General features: G+C 68.0%; 19 protein-coding genes and 1 other RNA gene. 12 read left to right on the top strand and 8 right to left on the bottom strand.

The window, feature by feature from the left end; all coding sequences use genetic code 11:
- Nucleotides 1–381: 381 nt before the first annotated feature.
- From nudC to L8G49_RS13790, 3 genes are read right to left on the bottom strand one after another with little or no spacing between them, the layout of a single operon-like run.
- Nucleotides 382–1,251, bottom strand: coding sequence for an NAD(+) diphosphatase (nudC, locus tag L8G49_RS13800; RefSeq protein WP_242186371.1), 870 nt, complete (start codon nucleotides 1,249–1,251; stop codon nucleotides 382–384).
- A complete protein-coding gene (locus L8G49_RS13795; protein WP_242186369.1) occupies nucleotides 1,248–2,591 on the bottom strand; it encodes a serine hydrolase domain-containing protein in 1,344 nt (447 codons plus the stop codon). Before L8G49_RS13795 ends, nudC begins: the two co-directional genes overlap by 4 nt.
- Nucleotides 2,591–3,601 (bottom strand): A/G-specific adenine glycosylase, encoded by a 1,011-nt coding sequence (locus L8G49_RS13790; RefSeq protein WP_242186395.1) that lies wholly within the window; start codon nucleotides 3,599–3,601, stop codon nucleotides 2,591–2,593. The genes L8G49_RS13795 and L8G49_RS13790 overlap by 1 nt, the downstream gene beginning before the upstream one ends.
- Before the next feature lie 62 nt (nucleotides 3,602–3,663).
- On the opposite strand from L8G49_RS13790, the gene L8G49_RS13785 reads away from it, so the two are divergent.
- From L8G49_RS13785 to smc, 4 genes are read left to right on the top strand one after another with little or no spacing between them, the layout of a single operon-like run.
- The gene (locus L8G49_RS13785; protein ID WP_242138487.1) at nucleotides 3,664–4,218 is read left to right on the top strand and encodes a DciA family protein; all 555 of its coding nucleotides are present in this window, start codon (nucleotides 3,664–3,666) and stop codon (nucleotides 4,216–4,218) included.
- A 3-nt stretch (nucleotides 4,219–4,221) separates the two neighbouring features.
- Nucleotides 4,222–4,944 carry a thioredoxin domain-containing protein gene (locus tag L8G49_RS13780; protein ID WP_242138488.1) on the top strand — a complete coding sequence of 241 codons (723 nt, stop codon included), beginning with the start codon at nucleotides 4,222–4,224 and terminating at the stop codon, nucleotides 4,942–4,944.
- A gap of 27 nt (nucleotides 4,945–4,971) precedes the next feature.
- Nucleotides 4,972–5,724: a thioredoxin domain-containing protein gene (locus L8G49_RS13775; protein WP_242186368.1), complete on the top strand. Its 753-nt coding sequence runs from the start codon at nucleotides 4,972–4,974 to the stop codon at nucleotides 5,722–5,724.
- A 28-nt stretch (nucleotides 5,725–5,752) separates the two neighbouring features.
- Entirely contained in the window at nucleotides 5,753–9,166 is a 3,414-nt protein-coding gene (smc, locus tag L8G49_RS13770) for a chromosome segregation protein SMC (RefSeq protein WP_242186366.1), read from the top strand.
- Nucleotides 9,167–9,212: 46 nt separating this feature from the next.
- Here smc and L8G49_RS13765 read toward each other — a convergent pair whose 3' ends face one another.
- Nucleotides 9,213–9,512, bottom strand: a complete 300-nt coding sequence (locus L8G49_RS13765) for a hypothetical protein (RefSeq protein WP_242138491.1) — start codon at nucleotides 9,510–9,512, stop codon at nucleotides 9,213–9,215.
- A gap of 74 nt (nucleotides 9,513–9,586) precedes the next feature.
- Here L8G49_RS13765 and L8G49_RS13760 point away from each other — a divergent pair, with 74 nt between their 5' ends.
- Nucleotides 9,587–10,147, top strand: a complete 561-nt coding sequence (locus L8G49_RS13760) for a hypothetical protein (RefSeq protein WP_242186364.1) — start codon at nucleotides 9,587–9,589, stop codon at nucleotides 10,145–10,147.
- On the opposite strand, the gene L8G49_RS13755 is transcribed toward L8G49_RS13760, so the two are convergent.
- Nucleotides 10,074–11,288 (bottom strand): hypothetical protein, encoded by a 1,215-nt coding sequence (locus L8G49_RS13755; RefSeq protein ID WP_242186362.1) that lies wholly within the window; start codon nucleotides 11,286–11,288, stop codon nucleotides 10,074–10,076. The genes L8G49_RS13760 and L8G49_RS13755 overlap by 74 nt on opposite strands.
- Nucleotides 11,289–11,371: 83 nt before the next feature.
- On the opposite strand from L8G49_RS13755, the gene L8G49_RS13750 reads away from it, so the two are divergent.
- Nucleotides 11,372–12,619, top strand: coding sequence for a putative DNA modification/repair radical SAM protein (locus L8G49_RS13750; protein WP_242138494.1), 1,248 nt, complete (start codon nucleotides 11,372–11,374; stop codon nucleotides 12,617–12,619).
- Between the two features lie 31 nt (nucleotides 12,620–12,650).
- Entirely contained in the window at nucleotides 12,651–14,045 is a 1,395-nt protein-coding gene (locus L8G49_RS13745; protein ID WP_242186361.1) for a UdgX family uracil-DNA binding protein, read from the top strand.
- 267 nt (nucleotides 14,046–14,312) lie between these two features.
- Here L8G49_RS13745 and ssrA read toward each other — a convergent pair.
- Nucleotides 14,313–14,661: a transfer-messenger RNA gene (gene ssrA / locus L8G49_RS13740) on the bottom strand.
- Between the two features lie 58 nt (nucleotides 14,662–14,719).
- Here ssrA and L8G49_RS13735 point away from each other — a divergent pair.
- Complete coding sequence (locus tag L8G49_RS13735) at nucleotides 14,720–15,151, top strand: Rrf2 family transcriptional regulator (RefSeq protein WP_242138752.1); 432 nt, start codon at nucleotides 14,720–14,722, stop codon at nucleotides 15,149–15,151.
- Nucleotides 15,152–15,290: 139 nt separating this feature from the next.
- On the opposite strand, the gene mscL is transcribed toward L8G49_RS13735, so the two are convergent.
- Complete coding sequence (gene mscL, locus L8G49_RS13730) at nucleotides 15,291–15,719, bottom strand: large conductance mechanosensitive channel protein MscL (RefSeq protein ID WP_242138496.1); 429 nt, start codon at nucleotides 15,717–15,719, stop codon at nucleotides 15,291–15,293.
- An 82-nt stretch (nucleotides 15,720–15,801) separates the two neighbouring features.
- Here mscL and L8G49_RS13725 point away from each other — a divergent pair, with 82 nt between their 5' ends.
- Genes L8G49_RS13725 through L8G49_RS13710 form a run of 4 tightly spaced genes read left to right on the top strand, consistent with a single transcriptional unit; the run spans nucleotide 15,802 to nucleotide 18,497 of the window.
- On the top strand, nucleotides 15,802–16,398 hold the full coding sequence (locus L8G49_RS13725; protein ID WP_242138497.1) for a LemA family protein: 597 nt from the start codon (nucleotides 15,802–15,804) through the stop codon (nucleotides 16,396–16,398).
- 25 nt (nucleotides 16,399–16,423) lie between these two features.
- Nucleotides 16,424–17,305: a TPM domain-containing protein gene (locus L8G49_RS13720; RefSeq protein WP_242138498.1), complete on the top strand. Its 882-nt coding sequence runs from the start codon at nucleotides 16,424–16,426 to the stop codon at nucleotides 17,303–17,305.
- Nucleotides 17,305–17,988: a TPM domain-containing protein gene (locus L8G49_RS13715; RefSeq protein ID WP_242186360.1), complete on the top strand. Its 684-nt coding sequence runs from the start codon at nucleotides 17,305–17,307 to the stop codon at nucleotides 17,986–17,988. The genes L8G49_RS13720 and L8G49_RS13715 overlap by 1 nt, the downstream gene beginning before the upstream one ends.
- Nucleotides 17,985–18,497 carry an NUDIX hydrolase gene (locus tag L8G49_RS13710; RefSeq protein ID WP_242138500.1) on the top strand — a complete coding sequence of 171 codons (513 nt, stop codon included), beginning with the start codon at nucleotides 17,985–17,987 and terminating at the stop codon, nucleotides 18,495–18,497. Before L8G49_RS13715 ends, L8G49_RS13710 begins: the two co-directional genes overlap by 4 nt.
- A 211-nt stretch (nucleotides 18,498–18,708) precedes the next feature.
- Here the strand turns inward: L8G49_RS13710 and L8G49_RS13705 are convergent, their stop codons facing one another.
- Nucleotides 18,709–18,990 (bottom strand): ETC complex I subunit, encoded by a 282-nt coding sequence (locus L8G49_RS13705; protein ID WP_242138501.1) that lies wholly within the window; start codon nucleotides 18,988–18,990, stop codon nucleotides 18,709–18,711.
- Nucleotides 18,991–18,993 lie beyond the last annotated feature (3 nt).

The following is an 18,993-nucleotide window of genomic DNA, read 5'->3' as shown; positions in this document are numbered from 1 at the left end:
GGGAGAAGAACGGACGTTACCCCTTCGCCCACGCGGTCAGCAGCGTGAGCGCGAGGGCGGAGGCAGGCGGGGTGCGCCTTGCTCCCCTCCCTGGAAGGGAGGGGTTGGGGGTGGGTCGCTCTCCGGGGCTGGCGACGTTCGAACAACGGGCCGACCCACCCCCGTCCCCTCCCTTCCAGGGAGGGGAGAAGAACGGACGTTACCCCTTCGCCCACGCGGTCAGCAGCGTGAGCGCGAGGGCGGAGGCAGGCGGGGTGCGCCTTGCTCCCTCCCTGGAAGGGAGGGGTTGGGGGTGGGTCGCTCGCCGGGGCTGGCGACGTTCGAATAACGGGCTGACCCACCCCCAGCCTCTCCCTTCCAGGGAGGGGAGAAGAAAGGACGTTACCCCTCCGCCCACGCCGTCAGCAGCGTAAACGCGATCGCATAGGCAGGCGGCGGCAGGAACGGTCCGTCGCCCCCGGCGAGCACCGTCCGCACATCCTCGCGCGAGACCCAGATCGCATCTTCCAGCTCGTTGGTGTCGAGCGTGATCGTGTCGTTCTCCGCGATCCCAACGCACGCCACCATCAGCGAGGAGGGGAACGGCCACGGCTGGCTCGCGATATAGCGCACGTCGCGCACCCGCACCCCCGCTTCCTCCATGATCTCGCGCGCGACCGCTTCCTCGATCGATTCGCCCGGTTCAAGGAACCCCGCGAGCGCCGAATAGCGCCCCGGCGGGAAGGCCGGCTGGCGACCGAGCAGCGCGCGCCCGTCATGCTCCGCGATCATGATGACGACGGGGTCGACGCGCGGGAAGTGCTCCGCGTTGCAATTCGGGCAGCGGCGGCCCCAGCCCGCGCGGAACGGCGCGGTCTGCGTCCCGCAATTCGCGCAGAACTGATGCCGGCTGTGCCAGTCGAGCACGCTGCGCGCGGCGGCATAGGTTGCCGCCTCGCCCGGCGCGAATTGGCCGAGCAGCCCGAACAGCCGGGGCGAGCGCCCGGGCGGCGCGCGCATGCCGGGGATGTAGGCCGCGAAATGCCCGCGCCCGGCATCGTCCAGCCCGAGCAGCACGAGCTCGGCCCCGTCGGGCACGTCGGCGAGCGTCGTCCAGCCGAGCGTGCCGTCGCCCATCAGCACCGGATCGAACCCGTCGAGCCGGAGCAGCCGCGAGCGCCAGTCCCCGGTCAGCGCGGCGAGCTTCGCTTCGTCGTGGCGCAGCGCGTCCGCCCGGTCGAGCGTCCCGCCCGTAAACCCCGGAGCGATCACCGCTTGGCCAGGACCGGTGCGAGGTCGGCGTAGATCGCCCTGGTCGCATCCGCGCGGAGCGGGTATTTGTCGCTCGGCAGATAGTTGACCATGATCGTCGCGCGAACCTTGTTGACCGGGTCTACCCAGGCGATCGTCCCCGCAGCGCCGCCCCAGCCGTACGTGCCCTTCGCCGGACCACCGGGCGCGTCGTACAGCGTGACCGAGCCCCCCGCGCCGAAGCCCTGCGGGCTGGTCGTGCCCCCCGTCGCCGAGACCGCGCCCGGATAGACCACGCCGAGCGGGAGCAGGTTGGACATCGCGAGCGCGACGGTCGCTGGCTTGAGGATCCGCTTGCCGTCGAGCGTGCCGCCGTTCTGGAGCATGTGGAGGAAGCGGTCGTAATCGCCCGCCGACATCACCAGCCCCGCGCCGCCATAAGGGAAGCTCGGCTTCTGCAGGTAGACCGAGGTCGCGGCCGGATCGAGCGGGACACGGTTCGCGCCGAGGATCGCATAGCCGGTCGCGAGCCGGCGCGCGTCCGCTTGCGGCACGGTGAAATAGGTCGACTTCATCTTGAGCGGCTTGAAGATCCGCGTCTCGAGGAAGCGGTCGAACGGCATCTTGCTCGCGACCTCGATCACGCGGCCCATCACGTCGAGCCCGATCGAATAGCTCCAGCGCGTGCCCGGCTCGGCGATCAGCGGCAGCGTCGCGACCTTGTTGGCGAACGCCTCCAGCGTCGCGGGGCGCTTGAGCCGCATCTGCGCCTCGCTTTTCGCGTCCGAGGTGAACGGGGTGATGCCCGCGTCCTCATAGGCCTTGAGCAGCGGGCCCTTGGTGATGATGGTGTAGCCGAGCCCGGCGGTGTGGGTGAGCAACTGGCGGATCGTGATCGCATGCGTAGCGGGCAGCGCGACCAGCGAATCCGGGCTGACCTGGACCTTCATATATTTGAAGGCGGGAATGAAATCGCTGACTTTCTGGTCGAGGCCGATCTTGCCTTCCTCGATCAGGATCATCGCCGCCATCGCGGTGATCGGCTTGGTCATCGAATAGACGCGCCACAGGCTGTCGGCATCGGTCATCGCCGCGCCGGGTTCGTCGCCCAGCTTGCCGTCGGCGATGACAGCGGGGGGCGCATCGCCGCGCCCGATCACGCCGACGATGCCGGGCATCTTGTTGGCGGCGATATAGTCGGCGAACAGCTTCTGCGTGGCGGGCAGCGCCGGCGCGGTCGCGCCGCGCGCTTCGGTCTGCGCGGCGGGGCGGGGTGCCATCGTCGGCGCGGGTTGCTGGGCAAATGCGGTGCCGGCCATGAGGGCGGCAAGGGTAGTTCCTGAAACCAGATACCGAATCATCACGCTCTCCTGTTTGCCGCCCGTATCGTCGTCGCCGCCTTGGCAAAGACCGTCGGCAGCCCGGCCGAGTCGAGCTCGGCGACGGGCCACCATTCACCCGAATCGCCATGCCCACGCCCGCGCGCCACGGCAAGCGACAGTTCCAGCCGGAAGTGCGTGAAAACATGCGCCACCGTATCGGGAAGCAGCGTCCAGGCGGCGGCCACCGGCGGATCGGCGAGGCCGGGCGGTGCTTCTGTCCACGGCCCCGTCGGCAAGGCGCGCATCCCGCCGAGCAACCCGCGCGGCGGTCGACGGACGAGCAGCACGCGGTCGTCCTGCTCGAGCCAGAAGATCGTGCCGTGGCGCTGCGGCTTGACTACCTTTGGCTGCTTGATCGGGAAACCCTCGGGATTGCCCCGGGCGTAGGCGGCGCATTCCGCCGACAGCGGGCAGGCGAGGCAGCGCGGTGCGCGCGGGGTGCAGACGCTCGACCCGAGGTCCATCATCGCCTGTGCGAAATCACCCGCGCGCGTGTCCGGGGTGATCGTGTCGGTCGCCGCACGTATTTCGCCTAACCCTTTGGGAAGAGGGGTTTCTATAGCAAACAGCCGCGCGACGACACGTGCAACGTTCGCATCGATTACCACCGCGCGCTCCCCGAACGCGATCGCGGCGATCGCGGCGGCGGTATAGGCGCCGACCCCGGGGAGCGCGCGCAGGCCCGCCTCGGTTTCGGGGAACCCGCCCGCCGCCACTACCGCGCGCGCGCAGGCATGGAGGTTGCGGGCGCGCGCATAATAGCCGAGCCCCGCCCACGCCGCCATCAGGTCCGCCTCGGGCGCGGCGGCGAGCGCCTCGACGCTCGGCCAGCGCGCGACGAATTCGGCGAAGCGCGGCGTGACCGCGGCGACCGTCGTCTGCTGGAGCATGATCTCGGACAGCCACACGCGATACGGGTCGGGCGCGTTGCTGCCGGGGGCGGCACGCCACGGCAGCGTGCGGGCGTGCGCGTCATACCAGGCGAGCAGATGTAGGGGCAAATGACGGGCGATATGGGAAGGACGCTTGGCGGACACGGCCCCGCTATGGCATGGACGGCGCAATGAGCACCAGCGGCACCAAGGCCCCCACCAAGACAAAGCTCCCGCCCGCGCAGCCAGAGCATCGCCGCGGCGGCCGCGCGCGTTCGGTCGCCGAGCTTTTGCCCGACGCCGGACGCGCCGCCTTCCGCCGTTTCGGCTTCGTCCAGAGCGCGGTCGTCACGCGCTGGGGCGAGATCGTCGGGCCGCGCTACGCCAACGTCTCCGCGCCCGAATCGATCAAGTTCCCGCACGGCGAACGCACCGGCGGGACGCTCAACCTGGTCGTGCGCGGCGCGCATGCGACGATGATGCAGCATATCGCGCCCGAGATCATCGAGCGGGTCAATCGCTTCTTCGGCTATGCCGCGATCGCCAAGGTGCAGATCCGGCAGGGCGACGTGATCAGCCGGCCCAGGCGCACGCCGCCGCCGGTGCTCCCGCCCGCGCCGGTCGAGCTCGGCGCGAGCCTGCGGACGATCGCGGATCCGGAATTGAAGGCGGTGCTCGAAGCGCTTGCGGCAGGGGTGGCGGCGTCGCGCGGCGCGCCGGTGATCGGGGAATAACGGATGCGGAACTTGGGGTGGGTCGCCGCGCTGGCGACCGTTGCGATGGTCGCGCCGCTGGGCGCGGCACCCGTGCGGCACGCGCCGGCGCGCCGGGCTGCGGTCGACTGGACGCGGACGGTGGTGCGGACGCCGGAAGGCGGCGTGCGGATGGGCAATGCGGACGCCAAGGTCAAATTGGTCGAATATGGTGCGCGCACCTGCCCGACCTGCGCCGCCTTCGCGATCGACGGCGCGCCCAAGCTCGTCGCGGGTTATGTCGCGACGGGTAAGGTCAGCTACGAATTCCGCGATTACCCGGTGCACGGCGCGCTGGATCTGGGGCCGATGCTGCTCGGCGATTGCGTGCCGCTGCCGCGGTTTTTCCCGCTGTTGCAGGCGATGATGGCGCAGCAGAAGACGCTGGTCGGGCGCGATGCGCAGATCCCCGACGCCAAGGGCAAGGAACTGGAGAAAGCGACGCCCAATGCGGTAGCGGCCTATCTCGCGGAATTCTACGGCTATACCGATCTGGCGGTGAAGATGGGCCTGACGCGTCCGGCGGCGGCGGCCTGCCTCGCCAATACCAAGGCGGTCGACGGAATCGTCGCTCGCGCCAATGCCGCCCAGACGAGCTACAAGATCAGCGGGACGCCGAGTTTTGTCCTTGGAGGCAAGCTGCTGCCCAACGTGTATAGCTGGGATGCGCTCGAACCCGTGCTCAAGACCGCGCTTGCCGCCCGATAACCCCGTCACCCTAGGAGCTATTCCACGATGAAAACCCGTATCCTGGCGCTCGCGCTTCCCGCTCTCGTGCTGGCAGCCTGCGGTAGCGGCACGTCCGGCAGCGGCAACACCACCGCCGCCAGCGCACCGGTCGCCGCGAAGGCCGCCCCCGCCGGCAAGAGCTGGACCGACACGGTCGTCAAGACCGGCGACTATGGCTATCGCATGGGCAACCCCGATGCGCCGATCAAGCTGGTCGAATATGGCTCGCGCGCCTGCCCGTTCTGTGCGCAGTTCGAGGCCGAAGGCTTCCCGCTGCTCAAGGCGCAATATGTTGCGAACGGCAAGGTTTCCTACGAGTTCCGCGATTATCCGATCCATGGCGCGCTCGACATCGCGCCGATCCTGCTCGGCCACTGCGTCGATGAAAGCGCGTTCTTCCCGCTGCTCGAGGCGATGATGGCGAACCAGCAGACCCTGCTCGCGAAGGAGCAGGAGGTCGGCCAGAAGGTCCAGGGCATGCAGGGCGCCTCGCCGCAAACGATCGCGACGACCTTCGCGCAGGATCTCGGCTATCTCGACTTCGTCAAGCAGCGCGGCGTTCCGGACGCCAAGGCGCGCGCGTGCCTGGCAGATTCGACTCAGCTCGATGCACTGACCAAGGCGACCGCCAAGGCCAATGCGGATCACAACGTCCAGAGCACGCCGACCTTCCTGATCAACAACGAGCCGGTCGAGCTGCAGCCGACCGGTCCGGCCTGGCCGCAGCTGGAACAAGCGCTCAAGCGCGCCGGCGGCTGATCCGGCAGGGGGCGGGAGGCCCGGGGGGATGCAGATCAAGCGGCTCAGGCTGTCGGGGTTCAAGAGCTTCGTCGACGCCGCCGATCTGCGGATCGAACCCGGGCTGACCGGAATCGTCGGGCCCAACGGCTGCGGCAAGTCCAACCTGCTCGAGGCGCTCCGCTGGACGATGGGGGAGACGTCCGCGCGGTCGCTGCGCGGGGCGGGGATGGACGACGTGATCTTCGCAGGGACGTCCACCCGTCCGGCGCGCGATTTCGCCGAAGTTTCGATGCTGATCGAAACGCCCGGGGCGGCGGGGCCGGAGGAGAGCGAAGTCGTCCGCCGGATCGAGCGCGGGACGGGGTCGGCCTACCGGATCGACGGGCGTGACGTCCGCGCGAAAGACGTTGCGCTGTTGTTCGCGGATTCGGCGACGGGCGCGCATTCGCCCGCGCTGGTCAGCCAGGGGCGGATCGGCGCGATCATCGCCGCCAAGCCCGCCGAGCGCCGCGCGATGCTCGAGGAAGCCGCCGGGATCGCGGGGCTCCACGTTCGTCGCCGCGATGCAGAGCAGAAACTGCGCGCGACCGAGGCCAATCTCGCGCGGCTCGACGAACTGATTTCGGACCAGGACGCGCGCGCCGCATCGCTTCGGCGGCAAGCGAAGCAGGCCGAACGCTATCGCGCGCTGTCCGACCAGATCCGCACCGCCGAAGCGCGCATGATCTACGCGCGCTGGCGCGATGCGCAGGCGGCAGCCGATGCGGCGAAGGCCGAGGCGGCAACCTGCGAGGCGCGTGTGTCCGATGCGGCCGAGGCGCAGCGCGCGGCGGCGGTCTATGCGCTTGCCGCGACCGAGGCGTTGGGGACCGCGCGCGCGGCCGCACAGGCGATGCGCGATGCGGCAAGCGATGCGGCGCATCGCCTGGCGACCTTGCGGAGCGAGCAGGCGGCGGCGGTGCGGCGGCGTGATGAACTTGCGGCCGGACGCGCGCGGCTGGCGGAGGACCGGTTGCGCGAAGGCGCGCTTGCGCACGATGCCGCCGGGGCGATCGCGCGGTTGACCGAGGAAACGCGTGCCACCGAGACGCGGCTGGCCGAAATGACGGCGCGCGTTCCGGCGCTGGAGGCGCGCCAGGCCGAAGCGGAACGCGCCGGGCGCGACGCGGAGGTGGCGCTGGCGCAGGGGCTTGCCGCACAGGCGACCGAGGCAGCGGACGCGCGCGTGGCCGAGGCGGCGCTCGCCGCAGCGCGCGCGCGCGCCGATCGCAGCGCGCGCGATCTCGCCCGGGTGACGGCGGAAGCGGCTGCGTTGGGCGATGCGGCACCGCTGCTGAAGGATCGCGCGATGGCGCAGGAAGCCCGCGCGCAGGCGTTGCAACATGGGGAAGATGCGCGCGCCGGTCTCGCGCGCGCGGATGCCGACGAACGCGGTGCGCGCGATCAGCGCGACCGGGCGCAGGCGACGCGGTCGGGCGCGCATGCCGATCTGGCGGCGCTCGACAGCGAGGCGGCGGCGCTGACTCGCGCGACGAAACGCGACGGGCGCGACCGTGTGCTCGACCGAATGCGGCCCGATCCGGGCTATGAACGCGCGCTCGCGGCGGCGTTGGGGGATGATCTGGAGGCCGGGCTCGATCCGGCGGCCGAGCGGTTCTGGGCGGGGGCCGACGCGCAGCCCGACGATCCGGCCGTGCCGCCAGGCACCGTGCCGCTCGCGACCCACGTCGTGGCCCCGCCGGCGCTGGCGCGGCGGCTGTCGCAGGTGTTCGTGGTGGACAGCGATGACGGTGTCGCGCTCGCGGTCGGGCAACGATTGGTGACGCTGCGCGGGAGCGTGCGGCGCTGGGACGGCTATGTAGCGAAATCGGGCGGGGCTGCGGCGGCCGAGCGGCTCGAGCGGATGAACCGGTTACGCGCGATCGAGGATCAGCGGCCGGCGGCAGTGCGTGCGGTCGATTCCGCCGATGCCGAACTCGCACGGATCGATGCGGCGATCGCCGAGGCGCGAACTGCGGCGGTCGCGGCACGGCGGTTGCTCGAGAGCGCCGAGAGCCGCGCGCGCGACGCAGCGCGCGCCGAAGACCGCGCGACCGCCGCGATCGAGCGGATCGAGGCGCAACGCACCGACCTGGCGGCACGGCGCGCGCGGGTCGAGGCGGATCATGCCGAAGCCGCCGCTGAAGCAACGCGCGCCGCCGCGACGCACGCAGCGCTTCCCGATGGCAGCGCCACGCGCGCGCGCGTGGCTGACCTCTCGCGCGAAGCCGAGCACCGTCGCGCCGAGATTGCCACCGCACGTGCCGACCGCGCCGGGGTCGACCGTGACCTTGGCAGCGCGCGTGAACGCCTCGCGGCGATGGCGGCAGAAGTGAAGGGCTGGCGTACGCGCGCGGGCGAGGCAGCCAAGCGGATCGCGGACATGGACAAGCGCGACGCGGCGCTTTTGGTGGAAGCGAAAGCGCTGGCCGGTCGTCCCGAGGCGCTGGCGGCCGACGTCGTCGCGCTGCAAGTGGCCCACGCCACCGCGCGCACCGATGCCGATGCCGCGCAGGCGGCCGAACGCAGCGCCGACGTGGCGCTCCGCGACGCCGAAGCAACCGCCGCCGCCGCTGCCGAAACACTCGCGCAGGCGCGCGAGGCGCGCGCTGGCGCGGCGGCGCGCGCGGAGAACCAGGAACTGCGCCGGATCGAGATGAACCGGCTCGCTGGCGAGCGCTTCCAATGCCCCTCGGTGCTGTTGCCCGAACGAGTCGGCTTTGACGGCGCGACGGTGCGCGCGCCGGCCGAGGAATCCGCGACCCATGAGAAACTGAACGTCGATCGCGAGCGGATCGGCCCGGTCAACCTCGTCGCGGAGAGCGAGCTCGCCGATCTGGAGGCAGCGTCGCAGGGGAATGCCGCCGAGCGCGAGGAACTGGGGTTGGCGGTCAACCGGCTGCGCGGATCAATCGGCACGCTCAACCGCGAGGGGCGGCAGCGGCTGCTCGCTGCGTTCGAGGCGGTCGACGGGCATTTTCGGCGGTTGTTCACGACGCTGTTCAACGGCGGTAGCGCGCATCTCGAACTGGTCGATTCCGACGATCCGCTGGAGGCCGGGCTCGAGATCATGGCGCAGCCGCCGGGCAAGAAGCTGCAATCGTTGACGTTGCTGTCGGGTGGGGAACAGGCGTTGACCGCCGTAGCGTTGATCTTCGGGCTGTTCCTGACCAACCCCGCACCGATCTGCGTGCTCGACGAGGTGGATGCGCCATTGGACGACGCCAATATCGAGCGGTTCTGCGACCTGCTCGACGTCATGACCCGCGAAACCGAAACGCGCTATTTGATCGTCACCCACAATGCGGTGACAATGAGCCGGATGCACCGGCTGTTCGGCGTGACCATGATGGAGCAAGGTGTAAGCCGGCTGGTCTCGGTAGATCTCAGTGCGGCCGAAACCTTACTGGCGGCGGAATAGGCGCCGGGCCGTCACCCCGGGCCAACCCGGGGTGACGGAGGCGGCATTAGCGGCAGCGGTTCTTTGCGGTGATCGTGCGATCGATCGCGCGACCCGCGAACGCCCCGCCGACACCACCGGCGATCGTACCAAGCGCACCATGGCCAAGCACCGAATTGCCGAGCAGCGCACCACCGACGCCGCCCGCGACAAGGCCGGTCGTTCCGCTCGAATGGCGGCAGGTACGGTAATGGCGACGCGCATGCCCGTAATAGCGCTTTTTCGCTTCGGCCTTGGTCGTCGGCAGGGTCATGCTGACCGGAACGACCAGCGATGCGGCCGCGAGCGAGAGGAGGAATTTGCGCATGAGGGGTTCCCTGGAAACTTGTTGTTAAGGCGCAACGTGTTGATGTCGATTAAGTTGCAGTGCCACATAAGTGAGTGCCTACGGTGTACGAAATTCGGGAAGATCCCGCCAATGCAACCGAGCGTCAGCGCACCGCGAGCGTCGGAGATGCGCCGTTGCGGGTGCGCAGCGCCTGCGCCCCGCTGACCCCGATCCCTGCGCCCGTATCTGCGACCATGGGGTTGTGGGAATGCGACCTGCTGTCGCACGCGCTGGCATGGAGCGACGGCGTGTACGACCTGTTCGGACTTCCGCGCGGCGTAAAGATCGACCGCCGTGAAGTTGCGGCGCGCTATACGCGTCAGTCGCGGATCGATCTCGAACTCGCGCGACTGGAGGCGATCCGCGATTGCACGGGATTCATGCTCGATGCGCAGATCGAAGTATCGGGCGGGGCGCGCTGGATCCGGATCGTCGCGCAAGCCGAGGCGGTCGATGGCAAGGCGGTCCGCTTGTTCGGATCTAAGCATGACGTGACGTTCGAACGCGCCTTGTGGGCGGCGCAGGGACGCGCGCTCGACGTCAAGCCGTGTCGGGGGCCGTCCGCGGACACAGAACCCATGCGGGCGCCGGTCGTAGCAACGACGACCCGATAAGCCACAGCATCGACGCGGCGCGGAACGTCGCTGCGACGGCAATGTCCGACGACGATGCCGCGGGATGATATCCATCGATCCCCGCGAACCACCAGAATTCGGCGAAATACGCCGCGATATCGCCCAGCGCGAACCACGCCACCGGCCACAGCCGATAACTCGTCAGGACCAGCATCGGATAGAGCCACAAGTCGAACTGGGGGGAATAGACCTTGTTGGTCAACAGGAACCAGGCGAGCACTGGCGCGAACAGCAGCCACGGCCGCGCTCGGTGGCGGATCCAGCCCAGCCCGACGATCATCGCGGCCCCGCCGAGGAAGACCAGGCCGGACCACAGGTTGCGTGTCGGGACCGGCGTGACCCACCAGCCCGCTTGCGCCAGGATTTCCCAGACCGACGCCGCCGTGCCGGATCGCGCGGAAGAAAAGGTGTAGAATTCCGACCAGTTGGCGAAGGCTTGAACCGCGATCGGTGCATTCACCAGGCCCCAGCTACCGATGGCTATGGCCGCCAGGACTGTCGCTGCGCCGACCCGTCGCCAGACCCCGCCGCCCCCGCGAGCGAACAGCGCTGCCAGCCCGAAGACCGGAAGCAGCAGCACCGGAAACAGTTTGGCGGCACTGCCCAGTGCCGCCAGCGCGGTGGCGATCCGCAGGCCGCCGCGCCGCGCGAACAGCACCGCGGCGACCGCAAACGTCACCGCAAGCATGTCCCAATTATGCCCGAGATACAGGACTAGCGGCGGCGCGCCTGCCCATGCAAATTGCCGTGTGCGATCGACTCTGGCCCGTCGCATCATTGCGAGGACCAGGAACGCCAGCCCGGCATTGACCGCAGCGACAACGAACAGGAAATGCGCCGCCGTTGCGCCCGACCCGAACAGCGTTCGCGTGACGAGCCCCTCCGCCCAGATCAGCCAACCGGTGAGCACCGGATATTCCATCCGCGCCTCGAGGTACGGGATCTGCCCTGCCGAAACCCCGCGCAGTCCCCAGAACGGCACCGCGTCGCTGTAACATCCGGTGAGATACTGGATGTCGCCGAGCCAATAGGCGCCGCAATGCCCCTTGAACGCCCAGCCGAGCAGGCAGGTGATTGCCAGCACCCAGCGTGGATCGATCCGCTTCGTCCAGCCGTTCATGATCGCCCCCTTCGAAGGCAACGCCTTATATCGCCGGGATTAAACCGTCGACAGAAGGTGAAAAAGAACGTAGAGAGAACATCATGGCGCAACTCGATGTCCAGCAAAAGCTTGCGATCCTTGCGGACGCGGCGAAATATGATGCTTCCTGCGCTTCCTCGGGTTCCGTCAAGCGGACGTCACGCGACGGAAAGGGCGTCGGGTCGACCGATGGCGGGATGGGGATCTGTCATGCCTATGCGCCCGACGGACGGTGCATTTCGCTGCTCAAGATCCTGCTGACGAACAGCTGCATCTTCGACTGCCATTATTGCATCAACCGCAAGAGCTCGAATGTCCGCCGTGCGCGCTTCACCGCGCAGGAGGTCGTCAACCTCACCCTGTCCTTCTACAAGCGCAATTATATCGAGGGGCTGTTCCTCTCCTCGGGGATCATTGGCTCGTCCAACTACACGATGGAGCAGATGGTCGAGGTCGCGCGGTCCCTGCGCGAGGATCATAATTTCCGCGGCTATATTCATCTCAAGACGATTCCCGATGCCGATCCCGCGCTGGTCGAGCAGGCTGGGCTCCATGCCGATCGCCTGTCGATCAACGTCGAGCTGCCGACCGTCTCGGGGCTCAAGCGGCTTGCGCCCGAAAAGTCGGCGGTGCGGATCGAGGATGCGATGGCGGAGACCAAGACCTCGATCATCGACGCGACTGATGCCCGCAAGAAGTTCAAGTCCGCGCCACGCTTCGCGCCCGCGGGGCAATCGACCCAGATGATCGTCGGCGCGGATGCCGCGACCGACGGCGACATCGTGATGCGTGCCTCGTCGCTGTACAACAGCTTCGATCTGCGCCGAGTCTATTATTCGGCGTTCAGCCCGATCCCGGATGCCAGTACCGTGCTCCCGCTCCAGCGCCCGCCGCTAATGCGCGAGCATCGGCTGTATCAATCGGACTGGCTGATGCGCTTCTACGGCTATACCTCGACGGAAGTCGTGTCGGCGGCGGACGAGACGACGGGGATGCTCCCGCTCGACATCGACCCGAAGCTCGCCTGGGCGCTCAAGCATCGCGCGATCTTCCCGGTAGACGTCAACCGCGCGCCGCGCGAGCGGTTGTTGCGCGTGCCAGGGCTGGGGGTGAAGGCCGTCAACTCGATCCTCGCCGCACGCCGCTGGCGGCGGCTGCACCTCGCGGATGTCGCGCGACTGACCGTGTCGATCACCAAGCTGCGCCCGTTCCTGATCGCGGAGGACTGGCGACCGCTTGCGCTCAGCGACAAGGCGGAATTGCGGCCTGTCGTTGCACCCAAGGTGAAGCAACTGGAGTTGTTCGCCTGACGGGCAAAGGCCCGATCGGGAGGATGATACGATGCACAGGGTAACGCTGGCCGAGCCGGACGATTTCGACGGCTGGCGCGAGGCTGCGCGCGGGCTGGCGGTGGCCGGGGTCGCGCCTTCGGACGTGACGTGGCAGGTCGGCGACGCGCCGGTCGACCTGTTCGGCGAGGATCTGCCGCTGCCGCACAGCGACGCGCCCGCCTTCTCGGTATCGCGCGGCTTCGTCGATCTTGCGCGCAAGGCGTTGCTGCACAGCGATCCCGAGCGGTTTGCGTTGCTCTATACGCTGCTGGTGCGGCTGCGCGACCGGCCCGGCGCGGTCGAGGACAAGGCCGACCCGCTGGTCCGCAAGCTCGAAGGCTTCGCGCGCGAGGTGCGCAAGGACATCCACAAGATGCGCGCGTTCGTGCGCTTTCGCGAAGTCGAGGAGGAGGAGAAGGCGCGGTTCGTCGCATGGTTCGAGCCCGAGCATCATATCGTCCGTTACAATGCCGGCTTCTTCCTCGATCGCTTCGCCAGCATGCACTGGTCGATCCTGACCCCCGAGATCGCTATCCACTGGGACGGCACGACGCTTGCCGAGGGGCCGGGCGCATCGAAGGCGGATGCGCCAGCGGGCGACCCGATCGAGGATGTGTGGAAGACCTATTACGCGTCGATCTTCAACCCGGCGCGCGTCAAGATCGGTGCGATGCTCAAGGAGATGCCGCGGAAATACTGGAAGAACATGCCCGAGACCGCGCTGGTCCCAGGGCTGATCGCCTCGGCGCAGGCACGGGAGTCAGGCATGATCGCGAAGGCAAGGGACGAGGTCGGCGGCAATAGTGTGATCGCGTGGGATGCGCTGCGCGACGAGGCATCCGCATGCACGCGCTGCCCGCTTTATGGGCCGGCGACGCAGACCGTGTTCGGCGAAGGCCCGGTCGATGCGCCGCTGATGTTCGTCGGTGAGCAGCCCGGCGACCAGGAGGATCTGGCAGGACGGCCGTTCGTTGGTCCAGCGGGGCAATTGTTCGACCGTGCATTGGCGGCGGCTGGGGTCGACCGAACGCGCACCTATGTCACCAATGCGGTCAAGCACTTCAAGTTCGAGCAACGCGGCAAGCGGCGAATCCATTCGAAGCCCGGTGCGGGGGAGATCGAGGCGTGTCGCTGGTGGGTCGAGCAGGAGCGGTTGCTGGTCAAGCCGCAGGTGACGGTCGCGCTGGGGGCGACCGCGGCGCGGAGTCTGCTCGGGCGGGTGGTGACGATCTCGAAGGAGCGTGGGCGGCCGATTGCGCTGGCCGATGGCGGGACGTGCTGGATCACGGTGCATCCGAGCTACCTGCTGCGCCTGCCCGATCCGGCGGCCGCAGAGGTGGAGTTCGGGCGGTTCGTCGAGGATCTGCGGATGGCGGGGGCCGGGGTGGCGGGGTTTGTCGGGTGAGACTCAAGCCGTAAAGCGAGGCTTCTTGCAAACCGCATGTTCTCCCGCGAAAGCGGGAGCCCAGGAGTCGCGAACGCTATCGATTGTTGTTTTGCCTGGCCCTAGGTTCCCGCCTTCGCGGGAAAACAGTAGGTGGGAGGGTCGTAGCCCCCCTCTCCAAGGCTTTTAAGGTCGAGTTCAGACCTTGGGCCGAGCCCGGAGGAACCGTCATTCTTTATGATAAGGAAAGGTGGGGAGCTTCTGTTGCTCGGTGCTCCCCGTACCGCCGGTGTCCGCTTCTGTTGCCCGGTGCGGCCCGAACCGCGCTTAGCTTAGTAACCTAGACCGTGAGGCCTTGAGTTACGCTGCAATCGCGAGTGCTTCGTTATCGTTTGCACTTGTGGTTTTGAGCCTTTTACAGGTTACTCAGCCCGGGAAAAAACAGCGCTTTTCGAAACACGTCGATCCTGCTTCGGCCCCGTCATGACCGGTCTGGCTGAAAGCCGTGGCCGGTTGTGGTGGAGCCGCCGGGTACTGCCCCCGGGTCCGTTGTATCTATTGCACGCCGCACTTTATCGCCATAGCCGGGCGAACCCGGCAGAACCGATATAGGCATTGCCGCACGAATGGGAAGCGTACAAAATTAGGTCAGCGCCTTTGACTCGCCACAAAAGCGGTGCATGGGCTATAGTATCATGCTTACCCAACGGTCCCGCTACGCCCTGCGCGCGATGATGTTCCTGGCTGGTGCTCCCAAGGGGAGCCCGCCGATCCCGATGAACCGGATCGCCGCGGAAGCAAACGTCCCGCGCAAGTTTCTCGAACTGATCCTCGCCGACCTGCGCGAGGCGGGGTTCCTCCACAGCCACCGCGGCAAGATGGGCGGCTACTGCCTGTCGCGTCCGACCCACCTGATTTCACTGGGCGAGATCATCCGCGTGATCGAGGGGCCGCTCGCGCTGGTCCCGTGCGTCAGCCGTACCGCTTATCGCTCGTGCAAGGACTGCAAGGACGAGGCGACCTGCGCAATCCGCCACGCGATGATGCGCGTCCGCGATGAGACCGCGCGGATCCTCGACGGGACCAGCCTCGCGGATTCGATCGCCGAGGATCTGGTCGCGGCCTGACCGGGCGCTTGCAGGATGATACTCGAGTCACCCTAGGGAGGGCCGGGGCCGTGTCGTTACCCAGGCGCGGCGGCGTGCCGTATTGTCGGTCGCGCCACATAACACGGCGGCCCCGGCCTTCGCCGGGGTGACGGGCGGATTACCGCCGCTTCAGTTCATCCCGGATCTCGCGCAGCAGCGTCACGTCGGCGGGTTCGACCGGCTCGGCGGGGACTTCCGGCGGTTTCGGCATCAGGCGGTTTACGCCACGCACGATCAAGAAGATGATGAACGCGACGATCACGAAATTGACCGCGGCGGTCAGGAACGCGCCATACCCCAGCAACGGCACGCCGGCTTTCTTGAGGGCGGCATAATCCGACGACCCGGCAAGCGCGCCCGGCACCTTGCCCAGCACCAGGAAATAGCTCGAAAAGTCCAGCCCCCCGGTCAGGCGCCCGATCACCGGCATGATCACGTCGTCGGTCAGCGACGTCACGATCTTGCCGAACGCCGCGCCGATGATCACCGCGACGGCCAGGTCCAGCACGTTTCCGCGCGCAATGAAGGCCTTGAACTCCTTGAACATACATCGTCCCCAACCGATTTCGTTTCGCGTGGCCATCGTACCCCGCTATCATGGGGGCGCAAGGTCTGGAGGGATCCTAACAATGAAGTACCGCACCCTGTTCGTCGCCTCGGCCGGTCTGGCGCTCACGGCATCGCTGTCCGGTTGCGGGCTCAACAGCGTCCCGACGCAGGAAGAAAACGCCAAGGCCAAATGGGCCGACGTAGAGAATTATTACCAGCGCCGGGCCGACCTCATTCCGAACCTCGTGGCCACGGTGAAAGCCGCCGGCGCACAGGAAAAGAGCATCCTCGTCGAAGTGACACAGGCGCGCGCGGGCGCGAACCAGGTCAAGCTGACGCCCGACCAGCTCAACGATCCGGCCAAGGTCGCCGCTTATGAGAAGGCGCAGTCCAACGTGACCGTGTCGCTCCAGCGGCTCCAGGAAGCCTATCCCGAGCTCAAGAGCCAGGCGAATTACGCGACCCTGATGGACCAGCTCGAGGGTACCGAGAACCGTATCTCGACCGCCCGCCACGATTACAACGGCGCGGTGCAGAGCTATAACACCACGATCCGGACCTTCCCCGATGCGATCGGTGCGAAGATTTTTTACGGGGCGAAGCCGCTCGTTCCGTTCAAGGCGACGACCCCCGGTGCCGAAGCCGCGCCCACGGTGAACTTCGGCAACAGCAATTGATCATGGGGCTCAGAGGGCCCGTCCGATGCAGATCCTGAAATCGTTCCTGCTCGCGGTGGCGGTGCTGTTCGGCACCGTCACCACCGCCGCCGACGCGCAGACCTATCCGAAGTTCACCGGGTTGGTCGTCGACGCGGCGAACGTCCTGCCGCCCGCGACCGAGGCGGACCTGACCGCCAAGCTCGAGGCGTTGCAGAAGGACACCAAGCGCCAGCTGATCGTCGCGACCATTCCCAGCCTCGAGGGGCGCGAGCTCGAGGAATATGGCGTCGGGCTCGGCCGCGCCTGGGGCGTCGGACTGAAGGACGTCAACAATGGCGCGATCCTGTTCATCGCGCCCAACGAACCCAAGGGGCATCGCGGGCCGCGGATCGAGGTCGGCTACGGGCTCGAACCGTTCCTGACCGACGCCTTCACCGGGCGCGTGATCCGCGAGCAGATGATCCCCAAACTGTCGCAGTCGGGGGACATTCCCGGCGCGATGGAAGCGGGCACCGATGCGCTGATCAAGCAGCTGCGCGCCTCGCCCGAGGAAGCCAAGGCGGCGACCGATGCCGCGGCGGCGGCGTTCGACAAGACACATCGCCGCTCGACCAACAGCGGCGGGGGGATTCCGTTCGGACTGATCTTCTGGGGCATGGTGATCGGTTTCGTCCTGCTCTCCGCTTTGCGGCGGCGCGGCGGTGGTGGGCAGCAGTATCGGAGCGGAATCGCGCCCGCGATTCTCTGGGGCGCGACGCTCGGCGGCTGGGGCGGAGGCACCGGGGCCGGTGGAGGTGGTGGCTGGGGCGGCGGTAGTGGCAGCGGCGGATCCGATGGCGGATCCGACGGCAGCTGGGGCGGCGGCGGCTTTACCGGCGGCGGCGGCGGATCGTTCGGCGGCGGCGGCGCATCGGGGGATTGGTGATGGCACGGACACCACGGCTGACGCCCGACGATCATGCGCGCGTGCTTGCCGCAGTCGAGGCCGCCGAACATGGCACCGACGGCGAGATCGTGACGATCGTCACCGAACGCTCTGATTCCTATCATGATGCGGCGCTGCAGGTGGCGATCCTCGCGATGCTGCTGGTCGTCGCGCTCGCCGCGGTCGATCCGCTGCGGATGGAGCTGTGGCTCAGCGGCTTTACGCAAGGGTGGGACGCGGCACCCGATCCACGGCTGTTGCTCGGCGCGTTGCTGGTGGTCGAGACGCTGGTGTTCCTTCTGGTGCGGCTGGCGCTGTCCTACATGCCCTTGCGGCTCGCGCTGGTCCCCAAGGCGACGCGGCGGCGGCGGGTGCGGCGGCGGGCGATCCAGTATTTCAAGGTCGGCGCGGAGCGGCGGACCGAAGCGCGGGTCGGCATCCTGCTGTATCTGTCGCGCGACGAACGGATGGCCGAAATCGTTGCGGACGAGGGCATCCACCGTGCGGTCCCGGCCGAGCGCTGGGGCGACGCGATGGCGGCGCTGGTGCACGAGACGCGTGACGGCAGGCCGGGCGCGGGCATGGCGGCGGCGGTCGAGCGGATCGGCGCGATCCTGTCCGAGAGCTTCCCCAAGACCGAGACCGACCGCAACGAACTTCCCGACAGGCTGATCGAACTATGACCGCAGCGACGGTGTGGGCGGGCAAGTACATCAAGGTCATCAAGGACGGGACCTGGGAATATGTCGGCCGCGCCCGCGGAATCGAGGCGGCGGTGATCCTCGCGATCGACGACGGGCATGTCCTGCTGGTCGAGCAATATCGTGTGCCGCTGGGCAAGCCATGCCTGGAGTTGCCGGCCGGTCTGGTCGGCGACGAGGAAGCGGGGGAGGACGTGCTCGATTCCGCCGCCCGCGAGCTGGAGGAAGAGACCGGATATCGCCCGGACTCCGTCGAATCGCTCGGGTTCTTCTATTCCTCGCCGGGGATGGTGTCGGAAGGCTTCACGCTGGTCCGCGCGCGCGGGTTGCGCCGGATTGGCGATGGCGGCGGGGTCGAAGGCGAGAACATCACCGTCCACCGCGTCCCGGTCGCCGAGATCGCAGCGTTCGTCGCAGCCAAGCGCGCAGCGGGGGTGGCGATGGATGTGAAGTTGCTGCTGTTGCTCGGGGCGGGGATGCTGGCGACATAAGCCCGTTATGCCGGCGTAGGCCGGGGCGGCGTCACTGTGCTCGCGTGGCATTCGATAGCGCGCCGGCCCCGGCCTTCATCGGGGTGACGGCGGCAGTTCTGACGACCACCGCAAGGGTCATGCGCGTCACCCCGGCGCAGACCGGGGCCGCATGGTTACTCTCACACGGCGTTCGATAACGCGCAGGCCATGGTCTGAAGTAACGGCGGTCCTACCGAAAGTTGTCGGCGTAGCTCTGCAGTTTGAGCGTACGTTCGGGCGCCGGAACGATCGTGAACGCAAGCCCCTCGCGCTCGGCATAAGCGACTGCGGCTTCCTGCGTCGGAAAGGTCAGGCGCACCTGGTCGCGCGTGTCGCCGGATCCTGCCCAGCCCGTCAGCGGATCAGGGACCTTGGGTTCGGCGGGTGCAAAATCGAGCACCCAGATCGAGGTGCGGGCACGCCCGGAGGACATGGCGTTCTTGGGGCGCTGATAGATTCGGGCGGTCGACATGGC

The sequence above is a fragment of the Sphingomonas sp. CARO-RG-8B-R24-01 genome (genome assembly GCF_022662295.1).
Classification (GTDB): Bacteria; Pseudomonadota; Alphaproteobacteria; order Sphingomonadales; family Sphingomonadaceae; genus Sphingomonas.
This window is presented reverse-complemented; position numbering and strand designations above follow the sequence as displayed.

What these genes read in the sequence shown, in the direction of transcription:
- L8G49_RS13710 (WP_242138500.1), top strand. Translation starts at nt 17,985, where the DNA reads ATGACCGCAGCGACGGTGTGGGCGGGCAAGTACATCAAGGTCATCAAG.
- L8G49_RS13735 (WP_242138752.1), top strand. Translation starts at nt 14,720, where the DNA reads ATGCTTACCCAACGGTCCCGCTACGCCCTGCGCGCGATGATGTTCCTG.
- L8G49_RS13715 (WP_242186360.1), top strand. Translation starts at nt 17,305, where the DNA reads ATGGCACGGACACCACGGCTGACGCCCGACGATCATGCGCGCGTGCTT.
- L8G49_RS13785 (WP_242138487.1), top strand. Translation starts at nt 3,664, where the DNA reads ATGGACGGCGCAATGAGCACCAGCGGCACCAAGGCCCCCACCAAGACA.
- L8G49_RS13775 (WP_242186368.1), top strand. Translation starts at nt 4,972, where the DNA reads ATGAAAACCCGTATCCTGGCGCTCGCGCTTCCCGCTCTCGTGCTGGCA.
- L8G49_RS13725 (WP_242138497.1), top strand. Translation starts at nt 15,802, where the DNA reads ATGAAGTACCGCACCCTGTTCGTCGCCTCGGCCGGTCTGGCGCTCACG.
- L8G49_RS13750 (WP_242138494.1), top strand. Translation starts at nt 11,372, where the DNA reads ATGGCGCAACTCGATGTCCAGCAAAAGCTTGCGATCCTTGCGGACGCG.
- L8G49_RS13720 (WP_242138498.1), top strand. Translation starts at nt 16,424, where the DNA reads ATGCAGATCCTGAAATCGTTCCTGCTCGCGGTGGCGGTGCTGTTCGGC.
- mscL (WP_242138496.1), bottom strand. Translation starts at nt 15,719, where the DNA reads ATGTTCAAGGAGTTCAAGGCCTTCATTGCGCGCGGAAACGTGCTGGAC.
- L8G49_RS13705 (WP_242138501.1), bottom strand. Translation starts at nt 18,990, where the DNA reads ATGTCGACCGCCCGAATCTATCAGCGCCCCAAGAACGCCATGTCCTCC.
- L8G49_RS13745 (WP_242186361.1), top strand. Translation starts at nt 12,651, where the DNA reads ATGCACAGGGTAACGCTGGCCGAGCCGGACGATTTCGACGGCTGGCGC.
- smc (WP_242186366.1), top strand. Translation starts at nt 5,753, where the DNA reads ATGCAGATCAAGCGGCTCAGGCTGTCGGGGTTCAAGAGCTTCGTCGAC.
- L8G49_RS13755 (WP_242186362.1), bottom strand. Translation starts at nt 11,288, where the DNA reads ATGAACGGCTGGACGAAGCGGATCGATCCACGCTGGGTGCTGGCAATC.
- L8G49_RS13780 (WP_242138488.1), top strand. Translation starts at nt 4,222, where the DNA reads ATGCGGAACTTGGGGTGGGTCGCCGCGCTGGCGACCGTTGCGATGGTC.
- L8G49_RS13765 (WP_242138491.1), bottom strand. Translation starts at nt 9,512, where the DNA reads ATGCGCAAATTCCTCCTCTCGCTCGCGGCCGCATCGCTGGTCGTTCCG.
- L8G49_RS13795 (WP_242186369.1), bottom strand. Translation starts at nt 2,591, where the DNA reads ATGATTCGGTATCTGGTTTCAGGAACTACCCTTGCCGCCCTCATGGCC.